General features: G+C 61.6%; 7 protein-coding genes. 2 read left to right on the top strand and 5 right to left on the bottom strand.

The genetic code is table 11. The annotated features are described in order from the left end of the window. Positions 1-8: 8 nt before the first annotated feature. The 3 genes from QOL84_RS18700 to QOL84_RS18690 form a co-directional block, all read right to left on the bottom strand. On the bottom strand, positions 9-938 hold the full coding sequence (locus QOL84_RS18700) for a diiron oxygenase (RefSeq protein ID WP_283438152.1): 930 nt from the start codon (positions 936-938) through the stop codon (positions 9-11). Further along, positions 935-1,708, bottom strand: coding sequence for a DUF3050 domain-containing protein (locus QOL84_RS18695; RefSeq protein WP_400773091.1), 774 nt, complete (start codon positions 1,706-1,708; stop codon positions 935-937). Before QOL84_RS18695 ends, QOL84_RS18700 begins: the two co-directional genes overlap by 4 nt. 748 nt (positions 1,709-2,456) lie before the next feature. Then, positions 2,457-3,167 carry a GntR family transcriptional regulator gene (locus tag QOL84_RS18690; protein WP_283438150.1) on the bottom strand — a complete coding sequence of 237 codons (711 nt, stop codon included), beginning with the start codon at positions 3,165-3,167 and terminating at the stop codon, positions 2,457-2,459. A 196-nt stretch (positions 3,168-3,363) separates the two neighbouring features. Here QOL84_RS18690 and lapG point away from each other — a divergent pair, with 196 nt between their 5' ends. Both lapG and lapD read left to right on the top strand, forming a co-directional pair. Next, complete coding sequence (gene lapG / locus QOL84_RS18685) at positions 3,364-4,056, top strand: cysteine protease LapG (protein ID WP_129387269.1); 693 nt, start codon at positions 3,364-3,366, stop codon at positions 4,054-4,056. A gap of 14 nt (positions 4,057-4,070) precedes the next feature. Further along, the gene (gene lapD, locus QOL84_RS18680) at positions 4,071-6,017 is read left to right on the top strand and encodes a cyclic di-GMP receptor LapD (protein ID WP_283438149.1); all 1,947 of its coding nucleotides are present in this window, start codon (positions 4,071-4,073) and stop codon (positions 6,015-6,017) included. A gap of 211 nt (positions 6,018-6,228) precedes the next feature. Here lapD and QOL84_RS18675 read toward each other — a convergent pair whose 3' ends face one another. Then, the gene (locus tag QOL84_RS18675) at positions 6,229-6,567 is read right to left on the bottom strand and encodes a tryptophan synthase subunit beta (RefSeq protein WP_129387275.1); all 339 of its coding nucleotides are present in this window, start codon (positions 6,565-6,567) and stop codon (positions 6,229-6,231) included. A 148-nt stretch (positions 6,568-6,715) separates the two neighbouring features. Further along, complete coding sequence (locus QOL84_RS18670) at positions 6,716-24,751, bottom strand: immunoglobulin-like domain-containing protein (RefSeq protein WP_283438148.1); 18,036 nt, start codon at positions 24,749-24,751, stop codon at positions 6,716-6,718. Between the last annotated feature and the right edge of the window lie 126 nt (positions 24,752-24,877).

The following is a 24,877-nucleotide window of genomic DNA, read 5'->3' as shown; positions in this document are numbered from 1 at the left end:
CCTCCTCATCAAACCAGGTAGTCGCGCAGGGCGTGCTGCACGCACGGTGTGTCGAGCAGCGAGCTGTTGTGAAAGAACTTCACGATGTTGCCCACCAGCGGGTGATGGCGATTGATCGGAAAGGCCAGCCCGGTCATTTCGTCCTGCAGCGCGCGACGCGTCGCGGCGCTGACCGGCAAGGCGTCGATCAGGCGCAGATCGAAGGTTTTCTGGATGTCGTTGGTCAGGTAATGGCCGATGAACACCGGCAGGATCTGCGCAATGGTCGCGCGATCCGCGTCGCTGGCCGTGTGCCAATAGATGCGCACCATCCGCGCCCAGAAACTGGAGTGGCGACCTTCGTCGAGCAGGTGGTCGGCCATCAGGCCTTTGATCGACGGTTTGACCGTGTCATCGCGGGCGAACGCCGCGACATCGCCGGTCACGGTGTTCTCGGCGATGGCCACGCAAATCAATTCCACGGCACTGCGCAAGTGCTCCGGTGCCAGCGCCACGGCGGCGGGGATTGCCCGGCTCAGTTCGATTTCGTCGGGCAAGCGGATCGGCTCGATGCCGGTCATCGCGACCGTCTGCTGCATGAAATCCATGGCCACCAGCGCGTGGTAATCCTCGTCGACCACCACGGTCATGGCGTCGTAGCGACAGGCGAACGGGAAGGCCACGGCGAAGCGATTCTTGGCGATGCTGCGAGCGGTCTTGTCGACGATTTCCGTTTCGAAAATCACCACATCGTTGATGAACTTGTACAGCGTCTGCACCAGGGCGAAATCACGTTGTTGCGGGCATTCGCGCAGAAAGGTTTCGCTGAGCACCAGCGGTTGGCGACTGAGTGGATAGATCAGGCGCTCGTCGTCCTCCAGCACACGTCGAGGACGGGTGCGAATGGTTGCGCGACTCTCCCAGACATCCGCGAAAGATTGATAGTCGGCGGCGTTCATTGGGCCACCTCGGCCAACGGTTCGCGCATGCTCAGGCGCAGGCCGTCCCACAAGGCAATGCGGCTTTCGACGGCAGCGATGGCGCTGGCGTAGACCTCGGCCTCGCGTTGCGGGTCGCCGTCGACCAGACGCTCCAGCAGTTGCTCCGCCGCCGGGCCGTGATCCTCGGAATCGACTTCTATGTGCCGTTCCAGGTAATAGCGAAAGGTCGGCGCCTGCTCGATGCCGATGCCCCAATCGTCGAGGATGCGCTGGAACATGGTCGGGATCACGCTCTCGCGACCGTGCAGAAATGCGGCGGCCACGCTGTGTCCCGGCGCATGCAGGGCGATGCGCAAGGTGTCGCGGACGAACTGTGCAGCCGCCGGATCAACGTCGACACTTTGCAACGCCACGTCATAACTCACGCCTTCCTGCTGCAGGGCGACAAAGCGCTCCGCCGCGGTGGTGCTGGCGCCAATTTCGCGCATGGCATCCAGGTACAACTCGAAGTGGCTGTAGTGACCCTCTGCCAAGCGATCGTCGGACTCCTCACCCAAGACGATTTCGTTGATCAGCCGGGCGGCATGCGGATCGCGCGGCGGTAGCCAGGGCAAGCGGGTGCAGGTCAGTTCCTGCTGCAGACGCTTGGTCAGCGACATGAAGTCCCATACCGCAAATACGTGGGTCTCCATGAACCGACGTAATACCGATAACGAAGTGATCTCGGAAAAGATCGGGTGAACACTCAGTTCAGCTTTTTTCAGGGCGAGTTGGTTCTTAATGGGCATCATGATGTCCTTTATCATTGATATGAAATGGAACTGCTCTTTCAACTACGCAATCAATGCTGCAGTGACTTGTTCATGTCGAGACTGCAACTGGTTAACGTCCTGCGCTAATGGCTGAAAGTTGCTAGTGCCAGTCTGCAACGCTCTGGGTTGGCGGCCGTAAAGCCGCAGTCACTGCGGGTGAAGCGTTGGGCATGTGCCGGAATGAATGGCGAAGTTCAAACTCGGCGAGGAAAAGCTAATACAAGCGGAAAGTGTTTAACAAGTATATTTTTAATTATTTTAAGTTGGCAGTTTTTTGAATATGAAGAGGGTCGATAAAACTTTTAGTTTGAGTTTTATTTGGGCGTAGTTGCTCCTTTCGGCTAATGGCGGCCAAAATTGATCGACAAGAGTGAATGCCTCACTCGAAGCAACTTTCTACTGAAGAGAATTAAGAGTTTTAAAGGGGCGAAAGTTGGCCGTGACCGGCGCCTGTACTTCCTTTTCCCGTGACAAGGCTCCTTCCGTAGGTTCCTGGTGCGGGGACTGCGCCGACGAGGCGGTGCGTCGCCCGTTCTTTATTGGGTTGGCGGATCAAGAGTGCGGGTAAATTGCCGCCACGGCTATTACCGATTGGTGATCGCGGAGGGCGAAATCGGACTGAGCGGCGCAGGAAGGTTAGAGCGGGCGCGCCAATCCGCCACTGGCTTTCGTGGTGGATCGGTCGAGGGATTTGTAAGCGGGTGATTCGTCGGTAGCGACGGGCTCAGCGTGAGGTTTTGCGGCTTTGGCTGGCGGGGCTGGCAAGGAAGCGTGTAATGACATCGACACCGCGATTAAGGTGATTCACCAGCAGCTTCACCGAGCCTTCGATATCACCGGCGATTGCCGCTTGCAGCATCGCCCGGTGGTCGTCCTGAGACAGCTTGCCCAGGCCCATGGCTTCGAGATTGAAACGCAGGAAGCGTTCTTCTTCGTTAAGCCCGTCTTCGACCAGCCTTAACAGGCGCCGGTTAGGCGCCTTGCTGTAAAGGGCCATGTGAAACAGGCGGTTGAGCCGGCCGATTTCACTGTAGTCGTGCTGGCGCTCCAGCTCTTCGATATAAGCAGCGGCGCGTTCGTGGTCGGCACTGGTCAGCAACGGTATCGACTGCCGCAGAGCTTCGGTCTCGAGCAGAATTCGCAGTTCATAGGTTTCGGTCGCATCGCCCTGAATCAAAGGTGCAACCACTGCGCCCTTGTGCGCGGTAACGCTGAGCAGCTCTTGCGCTTCGAGCTGGCGCAAGGCTTCGCGCACCGGCATGCGGCTGACCCCGAACAGATCGGCCAGATCCTGCTGGCGCAGGGCCGTACCGCAAGGCAAGCGCCCATCAAGGATGGCGGCGCGCAGGGTTTCCTCAATGACCGAACGGGCGAGATGCGCAGGGATCGGCCCATCGACTTTGATGCTGTGCAGCGGTTTGGGCTTCTGTGTCACGACTACGCACCCTGTTGTCGGCTGAATTTGGATCCAAATGACACTAGTGATTGCTCTACAGGTTGTCAAACCGTGTAGAAGAACTCCGTTACATTTGCAGTTTAGCGCGGTCGCGATGATCTCATGGTGCCATTGTTTTTTAGCCGGCTAAGCTTCACCATCAAACGCTTTCTATCCTGCCTCCTGGAAACCTGCTGTGGCGGTACGTTTCGCGATCCCCCGGACTCTGCGCTGGCTCGGCTGCGCACTGCTGCTGGCCGGCGTCATGCTGGGCGGTCTGCATGCCGATTGGGATTTTTCCGCGATCAGCCGCAAAGCCACCGCACTCTACGGACCGCTGGGCGCCGGGCAGCAACGCATCGATGCCTGGCAGAATCTGCTGGCCACCCAGCAGCAGGCCAGCGAGATGGAAAAGCTCAAAGTGGTGAACCTGTTTTTCAACAAGCAGGTGCGCTACGTCGAGGACATCGATCTGTGGCACGAGGTCGATTATTGGGAAACGCCGATCGAAGCACTGTGGAAGGGCGCCGGCGACTGCGAAGACTACGCGATCGCCAAGTATTTCAGCCTGCGCCATCTCGGGGTGTCCAGTGACAAGCTGCGCATCACCTACGTCAAGGCACTGCGCCAGAACCGCGCGCACATGGTGCTGACTTACTATGCCACCCCCGATGCGATGCCGCTGGTGCTCGACAGCCTGATCGACCCGATCCAGCCGGCGTCGCAGCGAACCGATTTGCTGCCGGTCTACTCTTTCAATGCTGAAGGACTGTATCTGCCCGGGGCCAAGGGCAATAAAAAGGTCGGTGACACCAAACGCCTGTCGCGCTGGCAGGATGTGTTGAAGAAAATGCAGGCCGAAGGTTTTCCGGTCGAGACGACTAACTAGGAGCATGCGCTCAGATGTCTTTGTTCAAACAGCTGTTGATCGCTATCTGCCTGTTCCTCGTGGTTGCCTTCACTGGCAGCTTCATGGTCAGCCTGGAAAGCTCGCGCACCCAGTACGTCAACCAGTTGCGCTCCCACGCCCAGGACGCCGCGACGGCGCTGGCGTTGTCGTTGACGCCGAATATCGATGACCCGGCAATGGTCGAGTTGCTGGTCAGTTCGATTTTCGACAGCGGTTACTACGCGAGCATCCGCGTGGTCGATCTGAAGACCGACCAGACCATCGTCGAACGCAGCGGCAGTCCGGTGGTGAGCAACGTGCCGCAGTGGTTCGTCAACCTGATCGGCCTGGAACCGGCCGGTGGCGATGCGCTGGTCAGCCGTGGCTGGGAGCAGGCTGCAAGGGTCGAGGTGGTCAGCCACCCGATGTTCGCCGTGGCAAAGTTGTGGCAAAGCGCACTGGGCAGTCTCGGCTGGCTGCTGATCTGCGGCGCGGTGAGTGCGGTGCTCGGGGCGCTGCTGCTGCGCCGGCAGTTGAAGCCGCTGGACTACATGGTCCAGCAATCCCACGCGATTGCCCGCCGCGAGTTTCTCAGCTTGCCTGAACTGCCGCGCACGCCTGAATTGCGTCGCGTCGTACAGGCGATGAATCAGATGGTCGAGAAGCTCAAGGCGCTGTTTCAGGAGCAGGCCGAGCGCAGTGAAAAACTGCGCGCCGAGTCGTATCAGGACAACCTGACGGGGTTGGCTAACCGGCGCTATTTCGAGATGCAACTGAACAACCGGGTGAGTAACCCGGAGCAGGCCAGCTCCGGTTATCTGTTGCTGTTGCGGGTGAAGGATCTGGCCGGGCTCAACCAGCGCCTCGGTGGGCAGCGCACCGATGAACTGTTGAAAGCGGTCGGTGAGCAACTGTCTCGCGAATGCGCCAAGTACCCGGAAACGCAGAACCTCGTCACGCGTATTCGTGGCGGTGAATTCGCCGTGTTGGCGCCGGGACTGGTACGTGAGGAGGCGCTGCAACTGGCGCAGAATCTCGACAACGCCCTGAGCAGCCTGCACGCCACGGGGGCTACCGATGTGCCGGCGGTGGCGTCGATCGGTCTCGCGCCGTTCGCTCACGGCGACTCGCCGCAAGCGGTGCTCAGCCTTGGCGATCAGGCGCTGGCGCAGGCTGAGGGGCAGGGTGAGCAGAGCTGGGCGTGCATCGATCAGAGCCTGAATGCCGATGTCGGTGACGATCACCATGCTTGGCATCGCTTGCTTGACCAGGCCTTGAGTCAGCAGCGTTTCGAGTTGTATTTCCAACCGGTGGTAGCGGCGCAGGACACGCAACTGGTGCTGCACTACAAAGTGCTCTCGCGCTTGCTCGACGAACAGGGCCAGACCATTCCGGCCGGGCGCTTCCTGCCGTGGCTGGAGCGCTTCGGCTGGACCGCGCGGCTCGATCGGCTGATGCTCGAACGTGTGCTGGAGCAGATGAAAGGGCATGAAGAGTCGCTGGCGCTGAACCTGTCTTCGGCGACCCTGGGCGATCCGCAGGCGTTGAACAAAGTCTTCGAAATTCTCCGGGCGCATTCCAACCTCGGCGCGCGACTGACCCTTGAGATCGGCGAGGAGCAATTGCCCGAGCAAGCGGTGCTGGAGCAGTTGACCCGACGTCTGCGCGAACTCGGCTTCTCCCTCAGCCTGCAACGTTTTGGCGGCCGCTTCAGCATGATCGGCAATCTGGCACGGCTGGGGCTGGCGTACTTGAAGATCGATGGCAGCTACATTCGTGCGATCGATCAGGAGAGCGACAAACGCCTGTTCATCGAAGCGATCCAGCGTGCGGCGCACAGCATTGATCTGCCGCTGATTGCCGAGCGGGTCGAGACGCAGGGGGAGTTGTCGGTGATTCGCGAGATGGGCTTGTATGGGGTTCAGGGACAGTTGTTGGGTGAGCCCAAGCCCTGGCGGTGAGTCATCGCAAAAGCAACCCTCACCCTAGCCCTCTCCCAGAGGGAGAGGGGACTGATTGGGGGATATTCGGGAAGTACGCCGACGTGAGCGATTTGTCTTGAATCCATAATCGACCCGGTTTTTCAGGTCGATGTATAGCGCCACACAACTTGATCGGCTCCCTCTCCCTCCGGGAGAGGGCTGGGGTGAGGGGCTTTTGATTCTGAGCGGATCAGATCAACCCGCTTTCATCTTCATCGATCAACTGGCTCAAGCCGCCCAACGCTTCACGCGCCTGGGTCCGGTCCATCAGTTTGGCCTGCGCCGCCGGCGGCAGGTCGGTGACGCGAATCACGCCTTTCTGGGTCAACACCTGAATCAGGTCGTCGAGTACCCGAATCATCTCAAAGTCGCTCTGCTTGAGCTGTTTGAGGCTGTTTTCCACGGCTTCGTTGGCGTACCACGCCTGGATTTCGTGGTGGTCGGCGGGCAGCGTTTCCGTGGCCTCGGCGTAGGCCGCGGCTTCCACGCGAATCAACTGGCCTTGCGCATCGCGTTGCACGTAAAACATTGAGCATCCCTCAGAAATGAACCAGCGTCATGCTGTCAGCAGCATAGCCAACTGCGCGCGAGTATGCGGTGCGGCGACGCAATCGTCACCGGTCCGGACAGCACAAACGTGACGGCCGCCCCATGAGGGCGGCCGTTTTGTTCACGCATCAGCTGTTGTTGTGGTCGACCTTGATGGTCGGGTCGCTACCGGCAATCAGGTTGTGAATGTTGGCACTCGACCAGTTGTTGCCTTCCAGTTTGATCGTCACGTCCGGGGTGGCCGCAGCGGCGTCGGCCGAGTTGAACTTGCCCGCCGAGCTGACTTGCAGCGACGACGTGCCATCGACCGTGGTGATCTTCAGGAAGTTGTCGATGGTGCTGCCGGTCTCGCCCTGCAACAGATCGCGCAGATCGATGCGGTCACCTTCGCTGGCCTTGAAGTCCTTGATCACGTCGTTGCCGGTGTCGCCCGCCTTCCAGACGAAGGTGTCGGCGCCGGAACCACCGATCAGGATGTCGTTGCCCTGACCGCCGATCAGCGTGTCGTTACCGGTACCGCCGAGCAGGATGTCATTGCCTTTGCCGCCGTCGAGCAGATCGTTGCCGCCCGAGCCGAAGAGGATGTCATTGCCCGCGCCGCCGAGCAGCGTGTCATTACCGTCATGCGCGCCGGACACATCGAACGCCTGATAGTGCTCGGTAATGTACTGGTGCACGTTGCTGGTGGTGACTTTGCTGACGTCGACACCGGTCTGCTGCGCAACGAACGCCTGCATCGCCTGATAACCCTCGCCGGCGATGCCGTTGAAGCTGACCAGATCGCCGAACAGGATGTCGTTGCCGTCGCCACCGCTGACGGTGTCGTTACCCGGCAGCGTCGCTTCGGTGTGACCGATGATCGAGTTGGCCAGATCCTTCGGATCGATGTTGGTCTGCGGGGTTTTGTCCGAATCGTACGGTTTCAGATCGTTGAGGCTGACACCACTGTTGAGACCGATGGCTTCGACGTTCGACAGACCGCTGAGCAACGTGAAGCTGCTGGTCGAGTTGTCGGTGGTGGTCGAGGTGGTGCTGCTACCGCTGCCTGCCAGGCTCGACAGCTCGTAAGTGCCGTCGCCCTGAGCGTGTACGGTACCCAGACTGCTCCAGTTCCAGCTGCCGTTTTTATACGTCTGCAGAACAGCAGCACCGGCGGCACTGATGGTCAGGTAGTGCGTGTTGTCGATGTAAGTGGCGAACGTATCGCCCAGCTTGTAATTGCTGGTCGTCACCACGCTGTCGAACTTCACGCTGCCGTACAGCGTCGGGTTGGTCTGCTCGCCGCTCTGGTAGTAGGTCGGCTGGCCGTCGGTGATGAAGTACGTGAGGTTCTTCGCCCCAGTGTTCGCCACAGCGTCGGCGCTCTGGAACCAGTTGGCCGTGGTCTTGAACACGTCCTCGTAGTTGGTGCCGCCACCGGAACTCATCGAGTCGAGGACGGATTTGAGCAGGGTCAGCGCGTTCGGGTCGTTGAGATTCACCGACACCGACTTGTTGACCTGGGTATCGAAGTCCACCAGGAAGATGTTCACCGTGCCCGAGTTGCTGCCGCCCAAGCTCTGCTTGAGGGTGTTGAACACCGCTGTCAGCGAGTCCTTGGCCGAGTTGATCGAGGAACTGCTCATACTGCCGGAGCTGTCGACCATGAAGGCGATGTTGTAGTTGGTGCCCGGGACCACCGTCAGACCACCGATGTCGGCGACGATGATGTCGTTGCCATCGGTGCCAGTGACGGTGTCGTCAGCCGAGGTTGCCACGATCGCGTTGTAAACCGCCGGCACCACGCTGACCGGAATGGTCGCGGTGCTGCTCGCCGAACCGCCGACCTGCTCGGTGGAGGTCGAGGTCACAGTCAGGTTGAACTGGCCGTTGTAGTACGGCGGAGGCGTCACGGTCAGGCTGCCGAGGTTCCAGCCGGTGACGTTGGCATCGCCGCTGGTGGCGGTGACGGTGAAGCTATGGCCGGCGCCATCGCTGAGCACCGAACCGACCGGCGCGCCGCTGATCTTCACGCTCAGGGTTTCCGAACCGTCGGTGTCGGTCAGTGCGGTAGTGATCGCCGACAGCTTGACGGTGGTGCCTTCGGCGCCGGTGTTGAGTTTGTAGCCGTCGTAATAGCCTTCGCCATTGGTGCCGTGCAGATCGGAAACGGTCACGCCGGAGTTCACCAGATCCTGCACGCCGGTGTAGATCGGCACGCCAGTGCTGCTCAGGTCGATCGGCGTGCTGCCGTTGACCGACAGGTTGACGTCGTAGCTGCCCGGGCCGCTCTGGTTGTGGTGGTAGATGTCCAGGGTGTAGTAGCCGCTGGTGGTCGGGGTGAACGAACCGTTGAGGTTGCCGCCCGCGCCCCACGTGGTCGAGGCCACGCTCTTGCCGCCAATGGTCACCAGCAGGCTGTCATCGCCGACACCACTGAAAGTGTAGGTCTTGCCGGCTTCCAGATAGATCAGGCCGGAAGTCTTCGACGCGGTGCCGGCGGTCACGCTGCCGTCGGACTGCACGTTGTTGACGTTGGTGCTGGTGTTCGGTGTGCCCGCACCGTCGATGACGTTTTTCAGGGTGGTCGAATTCGCACCGCTGCCGTCGGTGCCAAGGCCCGACAGACCGGTCCAGACTTCCTTGATCAGCCCGGTGGACTTCACGCTGTTGTCGGCGACGCTGACGGTTGGCGCATCCGCGACTGGCGTGATGTCGATTTTCACCGTGCCGGTGTTGCCCAGCAGTTGGCCGTCGGTTGGCTGGAACTTGATCTGCGCGTAGTCCGCCTGATTGTTGCCCAGACCAGTGCCGCCGTAACCGTTCACACCCGATTCGTTGGTATCCGGCAGGAAGCGCAGCTTGCCAGCGTCGATATCGGCTTTGCTGAAGGTCTGGTTGTTGGCGACGTCTTTCCAGGTCGAACCGTCCAGATACTGCAGTTTGCCTTCGCCCGGCAGCTGGGTGATTTTCACCCCGAGGCTGCTCGCCGGGCTGTCGACATCCGTCACACCGAAGGTCGACCAGCCGAGGATCAGCGGCGTGTCTTCAGTGCCGGTGACGTTGACCGGTGCGGCGATCGGCGCATCGTTGATCGCCACCACGTTGACCGTGGTGGTCGCGGTGTTGGAGTAGTTGCCGCCATCGGTCACGGTGACGGTAATGATGCGCGGCACGGTGCTCGGGTCTTCACTGCTGTTGGTGAAGCTGATGTTCTTGATCGCCTGCATGTAGTCGGCCAGCGTCGCGTTGCCCGACAAGGTCAGGGTCACGGTGCCGTTGGTGCTGTTGGCATTGATGGTGATGCCGTTGACGCTGTTGCCCAGGTTCAGCGCATCGCCGTCCTGACGGTTGGTCAGCACTACAGTGGCGCCGGTCAGCATGGTGCTGTCCGGGTCGGTGATCTTGATATCGGTGTCGGCAATCGACACGCCCGCGCCCGGAGTGTTTTCGGTGAAAGTCACCTTGTAGTCGGCACCGGTGGCGCCGCTGGAGTTGTTGGCGTCGAGGTCGATGACCGGCGGTGCGTCGTTGTCGATGATCGAGGTGCTGACGCTGCCGTTGGTGGCGCTGACCGCGAGATTCTCAAAGTTGCCGCCGGTGGCCGAATCGATCTTGACCACGAAGTTCTCGGTGCCTTCGGTGATCTTGTCATCGATGGTGGCGACGTTGAACTGCGCACTGCTCGCACCTGCCGGGATCTTCACGGTGTACACACCGGTGAAGTCCGAACCGTCGGCGGCGGTGCCGCTGTAGACGATTTTCAGGGTCACTTCGGTTTGCGCCGGGTGGTTCAGGCTGACGGTGTAGCTGGCGGTCTGGCCTTCGGTCACCGAGGTGCTGCCGGTGATGCTGACAGTCGTGGTGTCGATGGTGTCGGTGACGTTGGTCACGGCTGGTGTGTTGCTGGTCACCAGGTTTTCGAAGCTGCCGCCCGTTGCGTTGCTGATCGTGGCTTGAACGGTGCCGGCGTCTTTGTAGACGTCGTCAGCCGGTGCCGCAACCGTGACGGTGCCGGTGGTTTTGCCGGCGTCGATGGTGATCACCGAGCCGTTGCTCAGGGTCACGGTCACTGGCGAGCCAGCGGCGTTGGTCAGGGTTGCGGTGTAGGTGATCTGGCCACCTTCGGCCACGGTGCCGGTCGCGGACAGCGTCAGGTTGGTGGTGTCGACGGTGTCGGTCACGGTAGTGCTGACCGGGGTTTTGTCGGCGACCAGGTTTTCGTAGTTACCGCCGCTGACATTGGTGATCGCGTTGGTCAGTGGTGCGTGGCCAGTCAGCGCATCGTTCGGTGCGATGCTAGTCACGGTGCCAGTGGTTTTGCCGATGTCGATGGTGATGGTTTGACCGTTCGACAGGGTCACGACAACCGGCGCGCCGGTCACAGCTGCACCGACTGTGGCGGTGTAGACGACGTTACCGCCTTCAGCTGCGGTGCCGGTTGCGGTCAGTTTCACCGTGGTGGTGTCGATCGTGTCGGTGACGCTGGTCACGGCAGGCGTTGTGCTGGTCACCAGGTTTTCGAAACTGCCACCGGTGGCGGTTTTAATCGTGGCTTGCACATTGCCGGCGTCTTTGTAGACGTCGTCGGCCGGAGCTGCAACGGTCACGGTGCCAGTGGTTTTGCCGGCGTCGATGGTGATTACCGCACCATTGCTCAACGTCACGGTCACTGGCGAGCCGGCGGCGTTGGTCAGGGTCGCGGTGTAGGTGATCTGGCCACCTTCGGCCACGGTGCCGGTCGCAGAGAGCGACAGGTTGGTAGTGTCGATGGTGTCGGTCACCGTGGTGCTGACCGGGGTCTTGTCGGCCACGAGGTTTTCGTAGTTGCCGCCCGTTACGTTGGTGATCGAGTTGGTCAGTGGTGCATGACCGGTCAATGCGTCATTTGGCGCGGTGGTGGTCACGGTGCCGGTGGTCTGGCCAACACCAATGGTGATGGTCTGACCGTTCGACAGTGTCACGACGACCGGCGAGCCAGTAACAGGCGCACCAACGGTGGCGGTGTAGACGACGTTACCGCCCTCTGCCGCTGTAGCCGTTGCCGTCAACTTCACGCTGGTGGTGTCGATGGTGTCGGTGACGCTGGTGATGGCCGGCGTCGTGCTCGGCACCAGGTTTTCGAAGTTGCCACCGGTGGCGGTGCTGATCGTTGCCTGCACAGGGCCGGCATCTTTGTAGACGTCGTCGGCTGGCGCTGCAACAGTCACGGTGCCGGTGGTTTTGCCGGCCTCGATGGTGATCACTGCGCCGTTCGACAAGGTCACGGTGACTGGCGAGCCAGCGGCGTTGGTCAATGTCGCGGTGTAGACGATCGAACCGCCCTCGGCCACGGTGCCTGTCGCGCTGAGAGTCAGATTAGTGGTGTCGATGGTATCGGTGACGGTGGTGCTGACCGGCGTCTTGTCGGCGACGAGATTCTCGTAGTTGCCGCCGCTGACGTTGGTGATGGCATTGGTCAACGGAGCGTGGCCAGTCAATGCGTCGTTTGGCGCCGTGGTGGTTGCGGTGCCGGTGGTCTGGCCAACACCGATGGTGATGGTCTGACCGTTCGACAGTGTCACGACAACCGGCGAGCCGGTCACCGGGGCACCGACAGTCGCTGTGTAGACGACGTTGCCGCCTTCAGCCGCCGTGCCTGTCGCGGTCAGTTTCACCGTCGTGGTATCGATGGTGTCGGTGACGCTGGTGATGGCTGGCGCAGTGCTGGTCACCAGGCTTTCGAAGCTGCCGCCGGTGGCGGTCTTGATTGTTGCTTGAACGTTGCCGGCGTCTTTGTAAACGTCGTCGGCTGGCGCTGCAACGGTCACGGTGCCGGTAGTTTTGCCCGCGTCGATGGTGATGACGGCACCGTTCGACAGGGTCACGGTGACTGGCGAGCCAGCAGCATTGGTCAGGGTCGCGGTGTAAACGATCGAACCGCCCTCGGCCACGGAACCGGTCGCGGTCAGCGACAGGTTGGTGGTGTCGACCGTGTCGGTCACATTGGTGCTGACCGGCGTTTTATCGGCAACCAGATTTTCGTAGTTGCCACCGGTCACGCCAGTGATCGAGTTGGTCAGCGGAGCATGACCCGTCAACACGTCGTTTGGCGCGGTGGTAGTGACCGTGCCGGTGGTTTTACCCACTTCGATGGTGATGTTCTGACCGTTCGACAGTGTCACGACGACCGGCGAACCGGTCACTGGCGCACCAACAGTCGCGGTGTAAGTGACGGTGCCACCCTCGGCTGCGGTGGTGGTCGCAGTGAGTTTGACAGTGGTGGTGTCGATGGTATCGGTGACGCTGGTCACGGCCGGAGTCGTGCTTGGCACCAGGTTCTCGAAGTTGCCGCCGGTGGCGGTCTTGATCGTTGCTTGAACGTTGCCCGCGTCTTTGTAGACGTCGTCAGCCGGGGCCGAGACGGTCACAGTGCCTGTGGTTTTGCCCGCGTCGATGGTGATGACGGCACCGTTCGACAGGGTCACGGTGACTGGCGAGCCAGCAGCATTGGTCAGGGTCGCGGTGTAAACGATCGAACCGCCCTCGGCCACGGAACCGGTCGCGGTCAGCGACAGGTTGGTGGTGTCGACCGTGTCGGTCACATTGGTGCTGACCGGAGTTTTGTCAGCCACGAGATTTTCGTAATTGCCGCCAGTGACACCCGTAATCGCGTTGCTGATCGGTGCATGACCGGTCAATGCATCGTTCGGCGCGATGGTGGTCACGGTGCCGGTTGTTTTGCCGACTTCGATGGTGATGTTCTGACCGTTGGCCAGGGTCACGACGACCGGCGAACCGGTCACCGGAGCGCCGACAGTCGCGGTGTAGGTGACGGTGCCACCTTCCGCTGCCGATTCAGTCGCTGTCAGTTTGACGGTGGTGGTGTCGATGGTGTCAGTGACTTGAGTGACAGCCGGAACAGTGCTCGGCACCAGGTTCTCGAAGTTGCCGCCAGTAGCAGTCGAAATGGTCGCTTCGACTTTGCCGGCGTCTTTGTAAACGTCATCGGCCGGAGCGGCGACGGTTACGGTGCCCGTGGTTTTACCGGCCTCGATGGTGATTACGGCGCCATTCGACAGGGTCACGGTGACTGGCGAGCCAGCGGCATTGGTCAGTGTCGCGGTGTAGGTGATCTGGCCACCTTCGGCCACGGAACCGGTCGCGGTCAGCGACAGGTTGGTGGTGTCGACGGTGTCGGTCACATTGGTGCTGACCGGGGTTTTGTCAGCCACGAGATTTTCGTAGTTGCCACCAGTGACACCAGTGATCGCGTTGCTGATCGGTGCATGACCGGTCAATGCGTCGTTCGGTGCGATGGTGGTCACGGTGCCGGTGGTTTTGCCGACTTCGATGGTGATGTTCTGACCGTTGGCCAGGGTCACCACAACTGGCGAACCGGTCACTGGTGCGCCAACAGTCGCGGTGTAGGTGACGGTGCCACCTTCCGCTGCCGATTCAGTCGCTGTCAGTTTGACGGTGGTGGTGTCGATGGTGTCAGTGACTTGAGTGACAGCCGGAACAGTGCTCGGCACCAGGCTCTCGAAGTTGCCGCCAGTAGCAGTCGAAATGGTCGCTTCGACTTTGCCCGCGTCTTTGTAAACGTCATCGGCCGGAGCGGCGACGGTTACGGTGCCCGTGGTTTTACCGGCCTCGATGGTGATTACGGCGCCATTCGACAGGGTCACGGTGACTGGCGAGCCAGCGGCGTTTGTCAGTGTCGCGGTGTAGATGATCGAACCGCCCTCGGCCACGGTACCGGTCGCGGTCAGCGACAGATTGGTGGTGTCGACGGTGTCGGTCACGTTGGTGCTGACCGGGGTTTTATCGGCGACGAGGTTTTCGTAGTTGCCACCAGTGACGCCAGTGATCGCGTTGCTGATCGGTGCATGACCGGTCAGTGCATCGTTCGGTGCGATAGTGGTCACGGTGCCGGTTGTTTTGCCGACTTCGATGGTGATGTGCTGACCGTTGGCCAAAGTCACGGTGACCGGCGAACCGGTGACTGGCGCGCCAACAGTCGCGGTGTAGGTGACCGTGCCGCCTTCAGCCACCGAAGTGTCGGCGGTCAGTTTGACCGTCGAGGTGTCGATGGTATCGGTAACGTCGGTGACCGCAGGCGTGGTGCTCGGAACGAGGTTCTCGAAGTTGCCGCCCGTGGCGTTCTTGATCGTCACTTCGACTTTGCCGGCGTCTTTGTAGACGTCGTCGGCAGGGGCTGCAACGGTCACGGTGCCGGTGGTTTTGCCAGCTTCGATGGTGATCACCGAGCCATTGCTCAGGGTCACAGTGACTGGCGAGCCAGCGGCGTTGGTCAGGGTCGCGGTGTAGGTGATCTGGCCACCTTCGGCGACGGTGCCAGTTGCCGACAGCGTCAGGTTGGTGGTGTCGACGGTATCAGTGACGCTGGTCGAAACCGGTGTCTTGTCGGCCACGAGGTTTTCGTAGTTGCCGCCAGTGACGCCGGTGATCGAGTTGGTCACAGGCGCGTGACCGGTCAACGCATCGTTTGGTGCGGTGAAGGTTACGGTGCCGGTGGTTTTGCCGACTTCGATGGTGATGTTCTGACCGTTGGCCAGGGTCACAGTGACCGGCGAACCGGTGACTGGAGCGCCAACAGTCGCGGTGTAGGTGACCGTGCCACCTTCAGCCACCGAAGTGTCGGCGGTCAGTTTGACCGTCGAAGTGTCGATGGTATCGGTGACCTGCGTGACCGCAGGAACTGTGCTCGGCACCAGGCTTTCGAAGTTGCCGCCGGTCGCGGTCGAAATCGTTGCCTGGACTTTACCCGCGTCCTTGTAGACGTCATCGGCTGGCGCTGGAACAGACACGGTGCCCGTGGTCTTGCCGGCTTCGATGGTGATCACCGCGCCGTTGCTCAACGTCACGGTGACTGGCGAGCCAGCGGCATTGGTCAGGGTCGCGGTGTAGATGATCGAGCCACCTTCGGCCACGGAACCGGTCGCGGTCAGCGACAGATTGGTGGTGTCGACGGTGTCGGTCACGTTGGTGCTGACCGGGGTTTTATCGGCCACGAGGTTTTCGTAGTTGCCGCCGCTGACGTCAGTGATGGCGTTGGTCAGTGGCGCATGCCCGGTCAACGCATCGTTCGGTGCAATGGTGGTCACGGTGCCGGTGGTTTTGCCGACTTCGATGGTGATGTTCTGGCCGTTGGCCAAAGTCACCACAACTGGCGAACCGGTCACCGGCGCGCCGACAGTTGCGGTGTAAGTGACGGTGCCGCCTTCAGCGGCAGACTCGGTGGCGGTCAGTTTGACCGTCGAGGTATCGATGGTGTCAGTGACGTCAGTGACCGCAGGTGTGGTGCTCGGAACGAGGTTCTCGAAATTGCCGCCCGTGGCGTCCTTGATGGTCACTTCGACTTTGCCGGCGTCCTTGTAGACGTCATCGGCTGGCGCCGCAACGGTCACGGTGCCGGTGGTCTTGCCCGCTTCGATAGTGATCACCGAGCCATTGCTCAGGGTCACGGTCACCGGCGTGCCGGCCGGGTTGGTCAGTGTTGCGGTGTAAACGATCGAGCCACCTTCGGCCACGGAACCGGTCGCGGTCAGCGACAGATTGGTGGTATCGACGGTGTCGGTGACGTTGGTCGAAACCGGGGTCTTGTCCGCTACCAGGTTCTCGTAATTGCCGCCGCTGACGCCGGTAATCGCATTGCTGATCGGCGCATGGCCGGTCAACGCGTCGTTCGGAGCAGTGGTGGTCACGGTGCCGGTGGTTTTGCCGACTTCGATGGTGATGTTCTGGCCGTTGGCCAAGGTCACCACAACTGGCGAACCGGTCACTGGCGCGCCCACCGTCGCGGTGTAAGTAACGGTGCCGCCCTCAGCCGCCGACTCGGTCGCGGTGAGTTTGACGGTGGTGGTGTCGATGGTGTCGGTGACGTTGGTCACGGCTGGAACGGTGCTCGGCACCAGGTTCTCGAAATTGCCACCGGTAGCGGTTGCAATGGTCGCTTCGACTTTGCCGGCGTCCTTGTAGACGTCATCGGCTGGCGCCGCAACGGTCACGGTGCCGGTGGTCTTGCCGGCCTCGATGGTGATCACCGCGCCGTTCGACAGGGTCACGGTCACCGGCGTGCCGGCTGGGTTGGTCAGGGTCGCGGTGTAAACGATCGAACCGCCTTCAGCCACCGACTCGGTCGCGGTCAGGTTCAGGTTGGTAGTGTCAGTGGTGTCGGAAACCGCAGTGTCGGCGGACTTGCCGTCGACCGCGAGTTTTTCGTAGTTGCCGCCAGTGGCGCCATCGATGGTCACGCTCAGCGAACTGCCGCCCGCCAATGGGCTGTTCGGCGCAACGTAGTTCACCGTGCCGGTGGTTTCACCGACGGCGATGGTGATGGTCTGGCCGTTGGACAGGGTCACGACAACCGGCGCGCCGGTCACTGGCGCAGTGACGGTCGCGGTGTAGACCACGGTTTCGCCTTCGGCGACGTTGGCGGTGGCGGTCAGCGACACGGTGGAGGTGTCGATGGTGTCATTGACGGTAGTGACGGCCGGCGCTGTGTTGGTGACGAGGCTTTCGAAATCGCCACCGGTCGCGCCCTTGATGGTCGCTTCAACGGTGCCGGCGTCTTTGTAGACGTCGTCTTTCGGTGCGTCGATGGTCACGGTGCCGGTGGTTTTGCCCGCTTCGATGGTGATCACCGCGCCGTTGCTCAGGGTCACAGTGACTGGCGAGCCAGCAGCGTTGGTCAGCGTCGCGGTGTAGGTGATCTGGCCGCCTTCGTTCACCGAGCCGGTCGCGCTCAGCGACAGATTGGTGGTGTCGACGATATCGGTCACGGTGGTGCTGACCGGGGTTTTATCGGCGACGAGGTTCTCGTAGTTGCCACCGGTTACAGCAGTGATCGAGTTGGTCAGCGGTGCATGCCCGGTCAACGCATCGTTTGGCGCGCTGGTGGTCACGGTGCCGGTGGTTTTACCCACTTCGATGGTGATGTTCTGACCGTTGGCCAGGGTCACGACGACCGGCGAACCGGTGACTGGCGCGCCGACAGTCGCGGTGTAGGTGACGGTGCCACCTTCAGCGGCAGATTCGGTGGCGGTCAGTTTGACCGTCGAGGTGTCGATGGTGTCAGTGACGTCAGTGACCGCAGGCGTGGTGCTCGGAACGAGGTTCTCGAAGTTGCCGCCAGTCGTGTCCTTGATGGTCACTTCGACTTTACCGGCGTCCTTGTAGACGTCATCGGCTGGCGCCGCAACGGTCACGGTGCCGGTGGTCTTGCCGGCCTCGATGGTGATCACCGCGCCGTTCGACAGGGTCACGGTCACCGGCGTGCCAGCCGGGTTGGTCAGCGTTGCGGTGTAAACGATCGAACCGCCCTCGGCCACAGTGCCAGTCGCGGTCAGCGACAGGTTGGTGGTGTCGACGGTATCGGTGACGGTGGTCGAAACCGGCGTCTTGTCGGCCACGAGGTTTTCGTAGTTGCCACCGCTGACGCCGGTGATCGCATTGCTGATCGGCACATGGCCGGTCAACGCGTCGTTCGGTGCAGTGGTAGTCACGGTGCCGGTGGTTTTGCCGACTTCGATGGTGATGTTCTGGCCGTTGGCCAAAGTCACGACGACCGGCGCACCAGTGACCGGCGCGCCGACAGTGGCGGTATAGGTGACGGTGCCACCTTCGGCAGCCGACTCGGTAGCGGTCAACTTCACGGTGGTGGTGTCGATGGTGTCAGTGACTTCCGTTACGGCTGGAACGGTGCTTGGCACCAGGCTCTCGAAGTTACCGCCGGTAGCGTCCTTGATGGTCACTTCGACTTTACCGGCGTCCTTGTAGACGTCATCGGCTGGCGCCGCAACGGTCACGGTGCCGGTGGTCTTGCCCGCTTCAATGGTGATCACCGCGCCGTTCGACAGGGTCACGGTCACCGGCGTGCCGGCCGGATTGGTCAGGGTCGCGGTGTAGATGATCGAACCGCCCTCGGCGACCGAGTTGGTGGCGCTGAGGGACAGGTTGGTGGTGTCGACGGTATCGGTGACGCCGGTCGAAACCGGTGTCTTGTCGGCCACGAGGTTCTCGTAGTTGCCGCCGCTGACGCCAGTGATCGAGTTGCTCAGTGATGCCTGACCGTTCAGCGCGTCGTTGGGCGCGGTGGTGGTCACGGTGCCGGTGGTCTTGCCGACTTCGATGGTGATGCTCTGACCATTGGCCAAGGTCACGACGACTGGCGAGCCGGTGACCGGCGCGCCGACTGTAGCGGTGTAAGTAACGGTGCCGCCTTCAGCCACAGTAGTGTCGGCCGTCAGTTTGACGGTCGAGGTATCGATGGTGTCGGTAACGTTGGTGACCGCTGGCGTGGTGCTCGGAACGAGGTTCTCGAAATTGCCACCAGTGGCGTCTTTGATCGTGACTTCGACTTTGCCAGCGTCCTTGTAGACGTCATCGGCAGGCGCCGCAACGGTCACGGTGCCCGTGGTCTTGCCCGCTTCGATAGTGATGACCGAACCGTTGCTCAATGTCACGGTCACTGGCGTGCCAGCCGGGTTGGTCAGGGTTGCGGTGTAAACAATCGAACCGCCTTCAGCCACGGTGCCGGTCGCGGTCAGCGACAGGTTGGTGGTGTCGATGGTGTCGCTCACCGACGTCACGGCCGGGGTCTTGTCGGCCACGAGATTTTCGTAGTTGCCGCCGCTGGCGCCGTCGATTTTCACGCTCAGCGTGTTGCCGCCGGCCAATGCATCGTTTGGTGCGGTGAAGTTGACGCTGCCGCTGCTGGCGCCGACCGGGATGGTGATGGTCTGGCCGTTGGACAGGGTCACCACAACTGGCGCGCCGGTGACCGGCGCGGTCACGGACGCGGTGTAAACCACCACGCCGCCTTCAGTGGTGCTGGCGGTGGCCGTCAGCGAAACGGTGCTGTTGTCGATGGTGTCGGTAACGTCGGTAACGGCCGGGGTCTTGTCGACCACCAGGTTCTCGAAGTTGCCGCCCGTGGTCTTGGTGATGCTCGCATCGACCTTGCCGGCGTCCTTGTAGACGTCATCGGCCGGTGCTGCGACGGTCGCGGTGCCGGTGGTCGCGCCCTTGGCGATGTTGATTACTGCGCCATTGCTCAGGGTCACGCTCATGGCCGTGCCGGCCGGGTTGGTCAGCGTTGCGGTGTAGACGATCGAGCCGCCCTCGGCGACCGAACCGGTGGCGCTCAGGCTGATATTGGTGGTGTCGACCGTGTCGGTAACGGTGGTGACCACCGCCGAGCGGTTGGCATCGACCAGCTCGAAATTGCCGCCGCTGTGGCTGGCAATCGCAGTCTGTACCTTGCCGCCGTCGATGTACGGAGTATTCGCAGGCGCGGCGAAATTCACCGAGCCGCTGGTCGCACCGGCAGCGATGTTGATCACCGCGCCGTTGGCCAAGGTCACGGTCATGGCGGTGCCGGCCGGGTTGCTCAGGGTCGCGGTGTAGGTGATCTGGCCACCTTCGCTGACGGTGTCGCTGGCGCTGAGGGTCAGCGTGGTTTTGTCGACGGTGTCATTGACGGTGGTGCTGACCGGGGTCTTGCTGACATCAAGCTTCTCGAAGTTGCCGCCAGTGGCGTCGGTCATGGTCACGGTGAGCTTGCTGACATCTTTGTAAACGTCATCGCTCGGCGCGGCGATAGTCACCGAACCGCTGGTTTTGCCAGCCTCGATGGTGATGGTCTGGCCGTTGCTCAGGTTGACGGTCACCGGCGTTTGCGCGGCGTTGGTCAGGGTCGCGGTGTAAGTGATCGAGGTGCCTTCGAGCACATAGCTTTCAGCGCTGAGGGTCAGGTGCGTGGTGTTGATCGTGTCGGCGACGTTGGTCACCGCTGGTGTCGGATTGGCCACCAGATTTTCGAAATTGCCGCCGTCGGTGCCCTTGATGGTCACTTCGACTTTGCCGGCATCTTTGTAGACGTCATCGGCCGGTGCTGCGACGGTCACGGTGCCCGTGGTTTTACCGGCTTCGATGGTGATGACCGAGCCATTGCTCAGGGTCACGGTTACCGGAGTGCCGGCCGGGTTGGTCAGCGTCGCGGTGTAGACGATCGAACCGCCTTCGTTGACGTTGCCGGTGGCGGTCAGCGAAACGGTGGTGGTGTCGACGGTGTCGGTCACTGTGGTGCTGACCGGGGTTTTGTCGGCAACCAGATTTTCGTAGTTGCCGCCGCTGACGTTGGTGATCGAGTTGGTCAGCGGTGCATGGCCCGCGAGCACGTCGTTCGGTGCAGTGGTAGTGACGGTGCCGGTGGTTTTGCCGACTTCGATGGTGATGTTCTGGCCGTTGGCCAGGGTCACCACGACAGGCGAACCGGTGACTGGTGCGCCGACGGTCGCGGTGTAGGTGACGGTGCCGCCTTCAGCAGCGGTCTCGGTGGCGGTGAGTTTCACCGTCGAGGTGTCGATGGTGTCAGTGACGTCGGTCACCGCTGGAACGGTGCTTGGTACCAGGTTCTCGAAGTTGCCGCCGGTAGCGTCCTTGATGGTCACTTCGACTTTGCCGGCGTCTTTGTAGACGTCATCGGCAGGTGCTGCAACGGTGACGGTGCCGGCGGTTTTACCGGCTTCGATGGTGATCACTGCACCGTTCGAAAGGGTTACGGTCACTGGCGTGCCGGCCGGGTTGGTCAGGGTCGCGGTGTAAACGATCGAACCGCCTTCGGCCACGGAACCGGTGGCGCTCAGCGTCAGGTTGGTGGTGTCGGTTACGTCAGTCACGGTAGTGCTGACTGGCGTCTTTTCGGCGACGAGATTCTCGTAATTGCCGCCGGTCACGCCGGTGATCGAGTTGGTCAGCGGCGTATGGCCGTTCAGCGCATCGTTTGGCGCGGTAGTGGTCACGGTGCCGGTGGTTTTACCCACTTCGATGGTGATGTTCTGGCCATTAGCCAAAGTCACGACAACTGGCGAACCGGTGACCGGCGCACCCACGGTAGCGGTGTATGTAACGGTGCCACCTTCAGCGGCAGTCTCGGAGGCGGTCAGTTTGACCGTCGAGGTGTCGATGGTGTCAGTGACGTCGGTGACGGCTGGAACGGTGCTTGGCACCAGATTCTCGAAGTTACCGCCAGTGGCATCTTTAATGGTCACTTCGACTTTGCCGGCGTCTTTGTAGACGTCATCGGCCGGTGCAGCGACGGTCACGGTGCCGGTGGTTTTACCGGCCTCGATGGTGATCACCGAACCGTTCGACAGGGTCACCGTGACTGGCGAGCCAGCAGCGTTGGTCAGGGTCGCGGTGTAAGTGATCTGGCCACCTTCAGCCACGGTCCCTGTCGCGCTCAGCGTCAGATCGGTGGTGTCAGTGGTGTCGGTGACAGTGGTGCTGACCGGGGTTTTATCGGCAACGAGGTCTTCGTAGTTGCCGCCGCTCACGCCAGTGATCGCGTTGGTGATCGGCGCGTGGCCGGTCAACGCATCATTCGGTGCAGTGGTGGTCACAGTGCCGGTGGTTTTACCCACTTCGATGGTGATGTTCTGACCATTGGCCAAGGTCACGACGACAGGCGAACCGGTCACGGGAGCGCCAACTGTGGCGGTGTAGGTGACGGTGCCGCCTTCAGCTGCAGACTCAGTGGCGGTCAGTTTGACGGTGGTGGTGTCGACGGTATCGGTCACATCGGTGACGGCTGGAACGGTGCTCGGAACGAGATTCTCGAAGTTACCGCCAGTGGCGTCTTTGATGGTCACTTCGACTTTGCCGGCGTCCTTATAGACGTCATCGGCAGGTGCCGCAACGGTCACGGTGCCGGTGGTTTTGCCGGCTTCGATGGTGATCACCGAACCGTTCGACAGGGTTACGGTGACAGGCGAACCTGCGGCGTTGGTCAGGGTCGCGGTGTAAGTGATCTGACCGCCTTCAGCCACAGAACCGGTCGCGCTCAGCGACAGGTTAGTGTTGTCGGTGACGTCAGTCACGGTAGTCGATACCGGGGTTTTGTCGGCAACCAGATCTTCGTAATTACCGCCGGTAACGCCAGTGATCGAGTTGGTCAGCGGTGCATTGCCGGTCAGCGCGTCATTCGGCGCGGTGCTGGTGACGGTGCCGGTGGTTTTGCCGACTTCGATGGTGATGCTCTGGCCGTTGGCCAATGTCACCACAACAGGCGAACCGGTCACCGGCGCGCCCACTGTGGCGGTGTAAGTGACCGTGCCGCCTTCAGCAACCGAGGAGTCAGCCGTCAGCTTCACGGTCGAGGTGTCGATGGTATCGGTGACTTCGGTCACGGCTGGAACGGTGCTCGGTACCAGATTCTCGAAGTTGCCGCCCGTTGCATCCTTAATGGTGACTTCAACTTTGCCGGCGTCTTTGTAGACGTCATCGGCAGGCGCCGCAACGGTCACGCTGCCGGTGGTCTTGCCCGCATCGATGGTGATCACCGAGCCGTTGCTCAGGGTCACGGTTACCGGTGTGCCGGCAGGATTGGTCAGGGTTGCCGTGTAAACGATCGAACCACCTTCGGCCACGGCCCCGGTCGCTGTCAGCGACAGGTTGGTATCGTCGATCGAGTCGGTAATGGTCGTGGTCGCCGGCGTGGTGTTCGGCACCAGGTTTTCGAAGTTGCCGCCGCTGGTACCGGTAATCGTCGTGCTGACGGTGCTGCCATTGTTGTAGACGTCATTGGCCGCAGTCGGCACGTTGACCGAGCCCGTGGTTTTGCCGGCTTCAATGGTGATGGTCGAACCGTTCGACAGGGTGATCGTCACCGGCGTTTGCGCCGGGTTGGTCAGGGTCGCGGTGTACGTGATCTGGCCACCTTCGACGACCGTGCCGGTAGCGGTGAGGCTCACGCTGGTGGTGTCGATCGAATCGGTAACAGTGGTGGTCGCTGGCGTCGTGTTCGGTACCAGGTTCTCGAAGTTGCCACCGCTGGCGCCGGTAATCGTGGTGCTGACGGTTCCACCATTGTTGTAGACGTCGTTCGCTACGGTCGGCACGTTGACGCTGCCGCTGGTCTTGCCGGCTTCAATGGTGATGGTCGAACCGTTCGACAGGGTCACGGTCACCGGGGTTTGCGCCGGGTTGGTCAGCGTCGCGGTGTAAGTGATCTGGCCACCCTCGACCACTGTGCCGGTGGCGGTCAGGGTCAGGTTGGTGGTGTCGATCGAGTCGGTGATGGTGGTCACCGCTGGCGTCGGGTTCGGCACCAGGTTTTCGAAGTTGCCGCCGCTGGTACCAGTGATGGTGGTGGTGACGGTGCTGCCGTTGTTATAGACGTCGTTGGCCGGGGTTGGCACGTTGACGGTGCCGGTGGTCTGGCCGGCGCCGATGGTAATGGTCGAGCCATTCGACAGGGTGACGGTCACCGGCGTCTGCGCCGGGTTGGTCAAGGTCGCGGTGTAAGTGATCTGCCCGCCTTCAGTGACACTCGGCCCTGCCGTCAAAGTGACAGTGGTGGTGTCGATGGTGTCGGTGACCTGCGTCGTCGCCGGAACAGTCGGCGGGGTCACGGTGATGCCGTTGCCGCCCGTGGTGCCGGTGACGGTCACGTTGATCTGGGTCGGGTCGTTATAAACAGTGTCGTTGGGTGCCAGCGGCACATTGACGGTGCCGGTGGTGGAACCGGCCGGAATCACGATCACCGCGCCGTTGGACAGGGTGATTGTCAGGTCGGTCAGCGGCGCCTGGGTCAGGGTCGCGGTATACACCAGCACGCCGCCGGCTTCGGTGATGGTCGGCGTGGCGCTGAGGCTCAGGGTCGACTCACGCAGGGCGTTGGTGGTGGTATCGGTGGTCTGCCCGCCGGTGATGTTTTGCGCGGCCTGACCGGCAGAGTTGATGCCTGCGGTCGGGAAGCCAATGGTCGGGTCGACGCGGCCAGCGATGGCGTCGAGCATCACGAAGCTGTGGCCGCCACCGGCCGCGCCGCCAGTACCTGCGGCACTCGGGCCGGCAGCCGTGGCGTCAAGCGCGGTAGTCGGGTCGACACCGGCGGCGATGGCTTGCTGCAGTTCTGCTACAGACGGCGCAGCCTGCGCGGTGGCTTCAGCGAGGTCAGTGCTGGAGTCGGGCGCGTTGGCGCTCCACTGGGTTTCGCGGCCCAGATCGAGGGTGCGGCCATCGGCCAATTCAAGCGATACGGCGCCGGAGAGGCCGGTGTCGATCTGGTCGCCGACAAACAGGCGATCGCCTTCAACGAGTACGCGGCGTACGCCCTCTGGGGACACCACGAATACCTGACCAACAATGCTTTTGACGATGGCAACAACACTGCTCATTGAAGACTCTCCGGGGTGTCACGTTCAGTTGACTTCCATGGACCTGAGGGCATGGGCGCCGATTCAGTCTGGACGTACTTTAAAAATTTGCGAAACAAGTTTGACGCATCTATTCGTCAATAATTT

It is taken from the genome of Pseudomonas helmanticensis (genome assembly GCF_900182985.1).
Taxonomy (GTDB): Bacteria; Pseudomonadota; Gammaproteobacteria; order Pseudomonadales; family Pseudomonadaceae; genus Aquipseudomonas; species Aquipseudomonas helmanticensis.
This window is presented reverse-complemented; position numbering and strand designations above follow the sequence as displayed.

Excerpts from the sequence above, each read along its gene's own strand:
- QOL84_RS18695 (WP_400773091.1), bottom strand. The coding sequence starts at position 1,708 with ATGCCCATTAAGAACCAACTCGCCCTGAAAAAAGCTGAACTGAGTGTT.
- QOL84_RS18700 (WP_283438152.1), bottom strand. The coding sequence starts at position 938 with ATGAACGCCGCCGACTATCAATCTTTCGCGGATGTCTGGGAGAGTCGC.
- QOL84_RS18675 (WP_129387275.1), bottom strand. The coding sequence starts at position 6,567 with ATGTTTTACGTGCAACGCGATGCGCAAGGCCAGTTGATTCGCGTGGAA.
- QOL84_RS18670 (WP_283438148.1), bottom strand. The coding sequence starts at position 24,751 with ATGAGCAGTGTTGTTGCCATCGTCAAAAGCATTGTTGGTCAGGTATTC.
- lapD (WP_283438149.1), top strand. The coding sequence starts at position 4,071 with ATGTCTTTGTTCAAACAGCTGTTGATCGCTATCTGCCTGTTCCTCGTG.